This is a genomic window from Caldisericum sp. (assembly GCF_049967455.1).
Classification (GTDB): Bacteria; Caldisericota; Caldisericia; order Caldisericales; family Caldisericaceae; genus Caldisericum; species Caldisericum exile_A.
On the sequence record NZ_JBMFSR010000033.1, the window covers coordinates 1 to 10,619 of the forward strand.

9 protein-coding genes are annotated in these 10,619 nt (G+C 34.8%); 4 read left to right on the forward strand and 5 right to left on the reverse strand.

The window, feature by feature from the left end; all coding sequences use genetic code 11:
• Positions 1 to 190 precede the first annotated feature (190 nt).
• From ACP5SP_RS06425 to ACP5SP_RS06445, 5 genes are all read right to left on the reverse strand, one after another.
• The gene (locus ACP5SP_RS06425) at positions 191 to 1,390 is read right to left on the reverse strand and encodes an ABC transporter permease (RefSeq protein ID WP_424586995.1); all 1,200 of its coding nucleotides are present in this window, start codon (positions 1,388 to 1,390) and stop codon (positions 191 to 193) included.
• Positions 1,377 to 2,105 carry an ABC transporter ATP-binding protein gene (locus tag ACP5SP_RS06430; protein WP_416085302.1) on the reverse strand — a complete coding sequence of 243 codons (729 nt, stop codon included), beginning with the start codon at positions 2,103 to 2,105 and terminating at the stop codon, positions 1,377 to 1,379. The genes ACP5SP_RS06425 and ACP5SP_RS06430 overlap by 14 nt, the downstream gene beginning before the upstream one ends.
• Before the next feature lie 3 nt (positions 2,106 to 2,108).
• Positions 2,109 to 3,335: an efflux RND transporter periplasmic adaptor subunit gene (locus ACP5SP_RS06435; RefSeq protein WP_424606686.1), complete on the reverse strand. Its 1,227-nt coding sequence runs from the start codon at positions 3,333 to 3,335 to the stop codon at positions 2,109 to 2,111.
• A gap of 107 nt (positions 3,336 to 3,442) precedes the next feature.
• The gene (locus ACP5SP_RS06440) at positions 3,443 to 4,285 is read right to left on the reverse strand and encodes a thiamine pyrophosphate-dependent enzyme (protein WP_424586993.1); all 843 of its coding nucleotides are present in this window, start codon (positions 4,283 to 4,285) and stop codon (positions 3,443 to 3,445) included.
• Positions 4,282 to 5,919: a 2-oxoacid:acceptor oxidoreductase subunit alpha gene (locus ACP5SP_RS06445; protein ID WP_428076270.1), complete on the reverse strand. Its 1,638-nt coding sequence runs from the start codon at positions 5,917 to 5,919 to the stop codon at positions 4,282 to 4,284. Before ACP5SP_RS06445 ends, ACP5SP_RS06440 begins: the two co-directional genes overlap by 4 nt.
• A gap of 138 nt (positions 5,920 to 6,057) precedes the next feature.
• Here ACP5SP_RS06445 and dnaA point away from each other — a divergent pair, with 138 nt between their 5' ends.
• The 4 genes from dnaA to ACP5SP_RS06465 all read left to right on the forward strand — a co-directional run bounded on the left by dnaA (position 6,058) and on the right by ACP5SP_RS06465 (position 10,354).
• Positions 6,058 to 7,362, forward strand: a complete 1,305-nt coding sequence (gene dnaA, locus ACP5SP_RS06450; RefSeq protein ID WP_416085306.1) for a chromosomal replication initiator protein DnaA — start codon at positions 6,058 to 6,060, stop codon at positions 7,360 to 7,362.
• Between the two features lie 241 nt (positions 7,363 to 7,603).
• Positions 7,604 to 8,707 carry a DNA polymerase III subunit beta gene (gene dnaN / locus ACP5SP_RS06455; protein WP_424597245.1) on the forward strand — a complete coding sequence of 368 codons (1,104 nt, stop codon included), beginning with the start codon at positions 7,604 to 7,606 and terminating at the stop codon, positions 8,705 to 8,707.
• On the forward strand, positions 8,704 to 9,777 hold the full coding sequence (gene recF / locus ACP5SP_RS06460; protein ID WP_428076271.1) for a DNA replication/repair protein RecF: 1,074 nt from the start codon (positions 8,704 to 8,706) through the stop codon (positions 9,775 to 9,777). The genes dnaN and recF overlap by 4 nt, the downstream gene beginning before the upstream one ends.
• Complete coding sequence (locus ACP5SP_RS06465) at positions 9,764 to 10,354, forward strand: DUF721 domain-containing protein (protein WP_416085309.1); 591 nt, start codon at positions 9,764 to 9,766, stop codon at positions 10,352 to 10,354. The genes recF and ACP5SP_RS06465 overlap by 14 nt, the downstream gene beginning before the upstream one ends.
• Positions 10,355 to 10,619 lie beyond the last annotated feature (265 nt).

Sequence of the window (10,619 nt, forward strand, 5' to 3'; positions counted from 1 at the left end):
AGGAACGAAGTGACGAGGATTCTCCTCCTTTCTGGGGTAGGTAGAGAGGGAGACTTGGGGGTAAGTTAGAAAGGGGGCATCCCCCTTTCTAATGGTTGATGGGGGACTTTTACCCCTTCGATTAATAGAAATCTCCTCCTTTTAGAGAAGTTAAAGGGGGTTAATGTTAGATTCTCTTCCCCTACATTTTTTATTCATACCTCAGTGCTTCAACAGGATTAAGTTTAGAAGCCTTTACTGCAGGATACACTCCAAAGAATACACCCACTGCGACTGAAACAGTAAAACCCACAATTATTGAGTTTGGCGTTATAGCTGTAGGTGATAATCTACTTGCAAGTTGTGCTCCAAGCACTCCGATAACAATACCTATCATACCACCTACAACAGTAATAACAATTGACTCAAATAAAAACTGAAGCAAAATATCCATCGAATTTGCGCCAACTGCCTTTCTTATCCCAATTTCGCGGGTTCGCTCCGCAACTGTTGCAAGCATAATATTCATAATACCAATACCGCCCACAATTAAAGCAATAAGTCCAATAAGAGTCAATGCAGTTGTCAAAATTGAAGTTGCAGTATTTGCAAGATTAGCAAATTGCTCCATATCCGAGATTGTAAAATTTTCAACACCGTGTCTGTTTTTAAGAAGTGTTGTCACTAATGCAATAAGCACATCCTTTGACATTCCTTTCGGTGGTTTCATATAAATTGCACCCAATGAATTAGTATTAGTTAGTGAAATGAGTTTAGTGATCGGTATATAAACATTTCTATCAACGCTCCCAAACATAGTATTACCCTGAGGCGCAAGGACACCAATTATATAGAATTTGGTATTGAGAAGAGTTATGCTTTTCCCAAGCGGCGGTTCTGTTCCAAATAGATCATTTGCAATTTTTGATCCAAGAATTGCATAGTTCATAAAACTATTAACATCAGTTGAAGTAAATCCTCTTCCTAAGGCAAGATCATACCCAAGTGCTACAAGAAAATCCTCATTAACTCCACTTACCGTAACTGTAATTTCATTTGCGCCGACTTTAACTGTAGCTCTTGCCGTTGTAAGAGATGGAGTTGCAACAACTCCCGGAATTTGGCCTTTAAGAAACTTCAAATCATAATAGGTTATAGGTTTTGTAACAGTACTTCCAATCGAAGAAAATGCTCTTCTTACATCACTTACCTTCCCTGGAGTAATAATTATTGCATCAGAACCAATCTTATTAATGCTTGAAAGGATTTCTCTTTGCGCACCATATCCAAAAGAAGTAATGAGTATAAGAGATGCAACACCCACAATAATACCAAGCGTTGAGAGGATAGATCTTAATCTATTAAGCCTCAGAGAATTAAACGCCATTCTGAGAATTCTAAGAATTTTCATATATATCCCCCTCGACTTCATAAACGGCCCTATTAATTTCTTCACCTTCAATAAGTCCGTCTTTTATCTTAATTATCCTCTCAGTAAATCTTGTGATATTAAGGTCATGTGTTACTATGATCTCTGTCATACCTTCTTTATGAAGCTCCTTTAAAATCTTTAGAATCTCAAGCCCAGTCTTCGAATCAAGGTTTCCTGTTGGTTCATCTGCAAAAAGAATTTTTGGATTGTTTATTAATGCCCTTGCAATTGCAACTCTCTGCATCTCACCACCTGAAAGTTGAGTAGAACGATTTCTTACTCTATTTTTCAGTCCGAATTTTTCAAGAAGTTCATATGCCCTTTTTGTTGCACTTCTTAAATCTCCGTTTGGACTATACTGCACAGGCAAAAGCACATTTTCAAGCACGGTAAGATGTGGAAGAAGGTTAAAAGTCTGAAATACAAAACCTATTTTTTCGTTTCTAATACGAGATAACTCATAATCATTGAGTTTAGATACATTAACTCCCATAAGAAGATACTCACCACTTGTAGGTGTATCGAGACAACCTAAGATATGCATCAACGTGGATTTTCCAGAGCCAGATGGTCCAATAATTGAAATGAGTTCTCCCTCTTGTACATTTAGACTCACACCTCTTAGCGCAGGAATCTCAACTTCACCTAATGTGTAAACCTTCATAAGATTTCTTGCTTCAATTAAGTAAGACATGCCCTATCCTCCAAAAGGTGAATTCGAAGTTGTGCTATTTGCATTTGGTATAAGAAGAATTGTATCTCCTTCACTTAATCCGCTTACAATTTCAACATATGCATTTGAGGAAATCCCTGTCTTCACCTCAACCCTTTGAACCTTACCATTTACAACTTTATCCACAAATGTACGCCCGTCTGCAAGAGTTACAACTGATGAAATTGGCACAGCAAGAACATGTTTCTTAGAACTTGTAATAATAAGAATATTTGCTGACATTCCAGATTTTATATTTGGATTTGATTCATCCACTTGAACCTTCACAACATATGCAGAGCCACCTTGAATGTTCATTTTTTTAAGTCCAACAAACGAAACTTGACCTTTAAGAGTTATTTGAGGTACTGCATCAAAGGTAATTGTTGCAGTCTCTCCTACTCTTAGTTTCGGCATATCAATTTCATCTGCATAGGCAGTGATAAGAAATCCCCTTGGATTACCAACAATAGCAACAGGCATGCCCATTTGAACTGGCGCATTCACTGATGCATTCATTGTTAGGACGATACCATCAATTGGACTTCTTATAACATAATCATTAAGCGACTTTGCTGCTACATCTAAAGATGCCTTTGCTTGATCAAGCTGTATTTTTATTTGTTCCAATTTAAGATTGAAATTATCAAGTTGTCTTTTTGCATTATCAACTTGAATTTTTGCATTATTGAGTGTTGTCTCAGCTTGAATCAACTGTTGCTCTGCTTGTTTCTTTTGCATGTCTGTTGCCTTATCACTTCCCATTACAGAATCGTAATTTGCCTTTGCTACATCATAAGAAGCCTGTGCGACTTTAAGGTTATTTTCTGCTTGTTTAACGCTATTTTCAAGATCTGCCTTCGATTTTAAGGTAAGTTCATAAGAAACTTTTGCATTTTGATAGTTTGCATTTGCATTTTGATATGATAGATTTGCCTGTGTTGAATCAATTTCGAGAATCTTTTCGCCCCTTCTTACAAGTGAACCTTCACTTACAAAAACATTTTTTACAATTCCTGATACCTTGGGATACACATTTTCTTCATCAATATAGAAAATTGTACCTGTTAAATTCACTTCTGAATTTAGATTCATGTAAGATACCGTGTAAGTTGACGAAGTTAAGTTGGGAGAAGTTGAAACTCTTGCACAACCAACCGATAAAAATATTAATGCAAAAATAATTAAAGAAGTTAAGAGTTTATTTTTCATAATTCCTCCTAATATACCATATAATTTTTAATTTTTTACATCTATTTTTATTATATGCAAAATTTATTACATACAAAGCTTGCAAAAATTGATTAATCTACTTCTAACTAAACAAATTCATTTACAATATCCTTGAGGTCTGGGATGTTCCGCTCATAGAAAAGATTTTTTTCTTTCAAAACTAAATCTTCATAAGTTGGAAGTTCATTTTTAAAGAATATGCCTGTTGGAATCTTTTCGCCCCATTCAAGTGATTTTTGAAGTGCCACATTAAAATCATTAGGTTTATAATCTGTATCTTCTAACTTATAAACTCGCTCTTTATAGTATTGGTAAGTGTTATTAAATGTGACACAAGGCTGAAGCACCTCAACAAAAGCGAAACCCTTATGTTTCATCATTTCTTCGAATATGTATTGAAGGTGTTTTATATCTCCCGAAAAACCTCTTGCAACAAATGTTGCCTGTGATACAAGCATAAGAGTTATAGGATTTATTGGGTTTTCAGGATTGCCATATGGAGTTGACCTACTTTTAAATCCCTTTGGAGAAGTTGGAGTAAATTGCCCTGTTGTAAGACCATAAACTGAGTTATTGTGAAGAATAAGCTTAGTATTAGAATTTCTTCTTGCTATGTGGATAGTATGTGACATTCCTTCGGCAAACGCATCGCCATCGCCAACAAACCCAATTGGAATTAGTGACGGATTTGCAAGCTTTATGCCTGTTAAAAGTGGAGGTACGCGCCCATGAATTGTATGAAATGAATTCAAGTGATAGTAGTTTGTTATATATCCATAACAACCGATACCTGAAACAAGCACAATATTTTCCTTTTTAATTGATCCTTCTTCTATCTCTTTTTCTAAAACACTTTTAAGGGCATTGTATATTCCAAAATTTCCACAACCAGGACACCATTGAATTTTCCTATCCGTTGCAAGGTTCATTTTAACACCTCCTCAAATATGCTTCTTAATTCCCAAGGGCTAAATGGCCTTCCATCATATTTTAAAACCCTTTTATCAATATTCCTTCCTATTTTTCTCTCGAAAAGGTCTGCAAACTGACCGAATGAATTTTGCTCAACAGATATGATTTTTTTGACATGGGCAATCTCTTCTAAAACTGCCTCTTTAGGAAATGGCTCTAAGGAAACAACCTGAATAAACTTTATTGGAAAACCTTCTATTGCCTCAAGGATTGCACCCTTAGGAGACCCAAAAGATACAACTGCAACATCCCCTTCATTAAAAACATTTATAAATTTCATCAATTTGAAATCTTCCTCAATTGTTTTCATTTTTAAGAGACGCTTTTCTTTCATCTTGATCAAGGTTTCAGGCAAACTTGATGAATAACCTTCTTCAGTATGCTCTGTTGAATTCACATGCACAATAACATCAGGTGTTCCCGGGGGTGCAAATGGAGAAATACCATCTATTGTAATTTTATATCTATGGTAAGGTCCATCGAAGTCTTTATCGTAGGTTTTTATCATCAGTGGATAATTGTTTGAGAAAGGAATATCTGTTGTTCTTGCACTTTCTGAAATGTGCTTATCTGAAAGTACTATTACAGGTGTCTGATACCATAAAGCAAATTGAAATGCCTTTGCAGTTAACTCAAATGCCTCTTCAATATCTCCTGGTGCAAGTACAATACGCGGAAATTCCCCATGCCCAATATTTAAAGCAAGGTTTAAATCGCTTTGCTCAGTGTAAGTTGGCGCACCTGTTGAAGGTCCAACCCTTTGCACATCAAGAATAACAATAGGTAATTCAACCGCACCTGCAAGACTTATCGTCTCCCCCATAAGGTCAAGCCCTGCACCAGATGTTCCAACCATTGAGGGGACTCCTGCATAGGCACTTCCCAACGCAAGGTTTATCGCAGCAATCTCATCTTCAAGTTGAAGTGCAATAATTCCTAACCTATCCGCATTCTTTGCAAGAAATTCAAGTAAAGTTGAAGATGGAGTGATAGGATATGCTGCATACACCTTCATTCCTGAGCGTACTGCCCCAAGCCCTATTGCATCATTTCCATACAGAAGAGGCTTTGGTGTTTTCTCGCCTTTGATAAGATGAATATTGTTGAAATTTTTCTCCCTTGCGTATTCAAAACCAATTCTAAAAAGTTCGATGTTCTTTGGTGCATTTTTTCCAAGGTCGTCTTCGATTACATCTTCAACAAAGTTCTGTGGAATACCCAACATAAATGTGAGAACTCCTAACACAATCGACGGCTTCATAAAAGGTTCAGCATCTGCTTTTTTTATAACTTCATCATATGGAAAATCATTTAGAGTTAAAGTAAAACAATTTTCTTTTGCTTTATCCTTATATTTTTCAAATACATCCATATGGAAGGCAAACATATAGTCAAATCTATTGAAGGATGTGTGGATTTCCTTCGTTGAGACTCTTATCTCCGAGTAATCTGTTCCTCCGCGTATAATCGATCCATAATCGTTCATAATAAATACATGGTAACCATATCTATTGAATACCTTACCAATGAGCATTGAGCCACGCTTGATGCCTTCGCCAGCTTGACCTCCGATAAAGATTGAAAAGTCCATCTAAAAGCCTCCTTTCAAATTCATCTTTTAAATTATAAACAAAACTGTTTTCAGATAAAAGCTTTCATGTGGATATTCATAAAACCAATGCTTTAAAACCTTTTTTATTTGTGGAAAACTTTCATATAATACTTTTGTATGAATACCTGGGAAAAAGTTTTAGAACAACTAAAAGAAATTTTAAGCGTGCCTGCTTTTGAAACATTTATAAGACCTGTGGAATTTGTTTCAGAAAGCGATTCTGAAATTACCTTAAAGGCACCTTCCATTTTTGTAAAAGAAATGCTTGAAACAAAATATGCAAGCTTAGTTAACTCAACCTTAAAAGAGGTAACCGGGAGGAACATTTCCTTAAATATCCTCGTTGAAGAGAAAAAACCAAAAACGCCGCCCGTTATTATTGTAAATAACATTACTCTTAATAAGGATTACACATTTGAAGAATTTGTAGTTGGCAGCGGAAATAGGCTCTCTTATGCCGCAGCAAAAGCCGTTGCATCAAATCCGGGAAAGGTGTATAATCCTCTCTACATTTATGGAAAAGTTGGTTTGGGTAAAACCCACCTTCTTCATGCAATAGGGCATGAACTTATAAGAAACTTTAAGGATATTAAAATCATCTACACCACTGCTGAAAAATTTACAAACGAAGTTATCTTTGCAATACAAAATGCACAGAGTAATAGTGATCTTATTGATAGATTCCATAAGAAATACAGAACAACAGACGTGCTGCTCATTGACGATATCCAATTTCTTGTGGGAAAGGAGCGAACACAGGAAGAATTTTTCCACACCTTTAACGCCCTCCACGAGGCAGGTAAGCAAATTGTGATTACCTCCGATGTGCCACCGAAAGAACTTGCAACGCTTGAAGAACGCCTTAGATCTCGTTTTGAATGGGGTCTTATAACGGACATTCAACCACCTGATTATGAAACAAGGATTGCCATTTTAAGGAAGAAAGCTCAAAAAGAAAATATTACAATTTCGGATGAAGTATTAGCCTATATTGCAAATAACATATTCTCAAACATAAGAGAACTCGAAGGTGCTCTTATCAGGCTTGTTGCAAAGGCATCGCTATTAAATGAAAATATCACAGTTGAGTTTGCAAAGAATGCACTCTCCGATATTATAAAACAAACTTCAGAACCCATCACCGTTGACAGAATAAAGAAAGTTGTTGCAGAATATTTTAACGTGGATGTTGATAGCCTATCTGACAAAAGAAGAACACAAAGCATTGTTCTTCCAAGGCAAATTGCGATGTATCTTACAAGAGAATTTACCGACCTCTCTCTTCCCCAGATTGGAGATGCCTTTGGTGGGAGAGATCACACAACAGTAATGCACGCATACGCAAAGATAAAAGAGGAAGTAAATAAAACTGAAACAATGCGTGCACTCGTGGACGAAATTATAAACAAGTTAAAAGGATAGGTGTGGATAATTGTGCAAAATGTGGATAATTCTGTGGATAAGTGTGGATATATTGTGGATTCTAAGCGAGGTTGTGGAAAAGTGGAAAACTTAGACAATCTATTAACAGATTTTTACACAAACAGAACTTGCAAATCATATGTTATGTCTATGGTTCTCCACATATTCCACATGCATTATTAAGATGATTATGATTTTTTCAATATTTTTTAAATAATTAATAATAAAAGAGAGGTGAATTATGAGGATAAAGGCAAAGACAAGTGAGCTTACAAAGGCAGTAAGTAATGTTGGAAAAGTAATTTCAGGTAAATCAGTTGACCTTATTTTAGAAAATATTCTATTAGAGGTAAATAATAAATTGACTCTTACAACTACGAATCTCGAACAGGCAATGAAATACTCTATTGATGTGGAAGTAGAAGAATTTGGAGAAGAATTAAAAACAATTCTTCCATACGATATTTTACGGGATATTGTACCAAAATTTAAAGGAGAGTATGTTCAACTTGATATAAAAGAGAAGAAGGCAACAATAAAAGAAGATAGTGGAGAATTTACACTTCATACTTTTAATCCTGAAGCCTTTGCTGTTATTCCTGAGGTAGAGGGAGTTATAAATTTTACACTTACTTTTGGGACACTTAAAGAGCTTATTGAAAATACTATTTTTGCTGCCGCTAAAAAAGAAGAAAGTAGGCGTGAATTTAAAGGAGTTTACTTTGATATAAAAGATGAATATGTAAATTTAGTTGCGACAGATAGTACTGCACTTGCCTTAAATAGAATTAATGAGGCAGGACTTCCAAAAACAAGTTTTATTGTACCATGGAAAGCGCTTGATATCCTTATTCATCTTTCCTATGAGAATGAAACCACTGTTAAAATAGAAATTGCTGAATCCAATATTAAATTTTCACTTCCAAATCTATCACTTACAAGCCTCTTAATTAACGGACAATTTCCTCAGTATGAAAGTGTGATTCCACAGGATCCTGAATTTTATGGTAAAGTTGCAAAGAACGTCCTTATGGATGCACTTGATATAATTGAGGTATTTGCAAAGAAGGGTACAGGAAGAATTATTTTTACATTCACACATGGAAGTCTTATTGTTGAATCAAGTTCGTCGGATATAGGACAAGGAAAAAAGATAATCCCTTGTGAAACAAATGCAGAGGTATCGCTGCAATTCTATGCCGAAAAAATTATTGATGGTATAGAGCATGTAAAAGATGATACAGTATTCTTTGGAATTCAAGGACCACTTCACCCTGTTTTAGTAAAAGGGATTGAATCTAACGATTATCTTTATGTGATAATGCCGCAGAAACCAATTGAATGATAATCGAAAAATTACTTTTACAAAACTTTAGAAGATTTAAAGAAAAAAAATTCAATTTTAGTAACGGCTTCAATATAGTTATTGGAAAAAATGGAAGCGGAAAAACAACTATACTTGAAGCAATATACTTATTATCAACAGGAAAAAGTTTTGTAACAAGTGCCGTCCAAAATTGTGTAAATGTAAGTGAGGAGTATTTTTTTGTTGAGGGAGTCTTTAATAATGTAAGCAGGTTAGATCAAAGTCAGAATACCCTTTCAATACTTTTTAGCAAAGATAAGAAGGTAGTACATCTCAATAAAAGAAAAGTTAAGGCGTTTTCTCTGATTATAGGGAAGTTTCCTGTAATTGTTACAGATTATGCACTTGTTGAGCTCGTTAAAGATGGTCCATCAAAAAGAAGAGATTTTATCAACCATGTTTTAACATTCACCGATGAGGATTACTATAAGAATATTTTAAAATACTACTCGTTTCTCGAACGAAGAAATGAATATCTTAAAGACGGTAAATTTACAATGGATTTACTGTTATTTCTTTCTCACGAACTCTACGATTACGGAATAAAGATTATGGAAAAACGTGAAAAAATAATAAATGACTTCAATGAAAGAATTAGAGATATATTTTATATTATTTTTGATAAAAAATCTGAGCTTTCGATTGTATATCGCCCTTCAAAACTTGAAAAATTGCTTGACCCAGATTCTATTACAGAAGAGATAAGAAGAAAGAGAACTCTTTACGGTATCCATCTTGACGAGATTGAAATTTTTGATGGACAGATTAATTTAAGAGAGTTTGCATCATTGGGAGAGGCTTACAGTATTGGATTTATTTTAAAGCTTGTTGAAAGTGAATTAATTGAAAGGTATAAAAGTACTACACCTATACTTCTTCTTGATGACTTTTTTTCTCACCTTGATGAGGTTAAAAGGGAAAAAATATTGAATTATATAAAGAATAATGAAGTGATACTAACTTCCGTTAGTACTAATGATGTTTCAAAAAGTATTCTCAATAGTGCAAATGTTATAATACTTGAGGATGTTCTGAATGAAAATAATTAAAAGTGGAATTAATGAATTTCTTGAAAAGAGAGGGCTTCTTAAAAAAATTAAAGGCTTTTATCCCATCGTCAAATGGGATGAAATTGTAGGCGAGCAACTTGCTAAGTATACAAAGCCTTTAAAATATCAGGATGGCACTCTTACTATTGGGGTAACTTCCCCACTTTTCAAAAGGGAACTTGAAATAATGAAGGATGATTTGATAAGAATGATAAAGGAAAAAAGTGGAGAGGATACGCCTATTCAGTTTTTGAATTTTAGATTAATTGCAGTTGAAGACGGAAAGCTAAAGGTTAAAAAAAGAGAAACATCAGAAAAAGAAAATATTGAGAGTATTAATGTAGAGTTAGATGAATCTGATTACAAGTGGATTGATTCTCTCGTGTTGCATTTTAGAGGTAATAAAAATTTAAAAGAGTCTTTTAGGAATGTTCTTGTTGCTTATAAAATTGCCGAAAAAAGGATGGAGAAACTTGGCTATAAAAAGTGTGCTAAGTGTGGCGCACTTTTTAAAGGCCCGGGAAAACTCTGTCCTGTCTGTTTCATAGAAGATAAGAAAAATTTAAAAAATAAGTAATTACTCCTTTTTAAAGGTTTTAATGTAAGGAGCATCTAATTATTGGATGAGGATAAGCATCCCTTAAATTTCTTCAAGGGCAAAATTATTATTTTAGGAAAGTATTGATGGGGCGGTGTTTTGCCCCCTCAAAATAATTGTCATTCCGAAGCCGATTTTTCCGTGTCATTCCGAAGTGGCATAGCCACGAGGAATCTCCAATATTAGAAAGGGGGCATCCCCCTTTCTAACTTACCCCCAAAGTAAAGTTATTATTTAGGGGAGT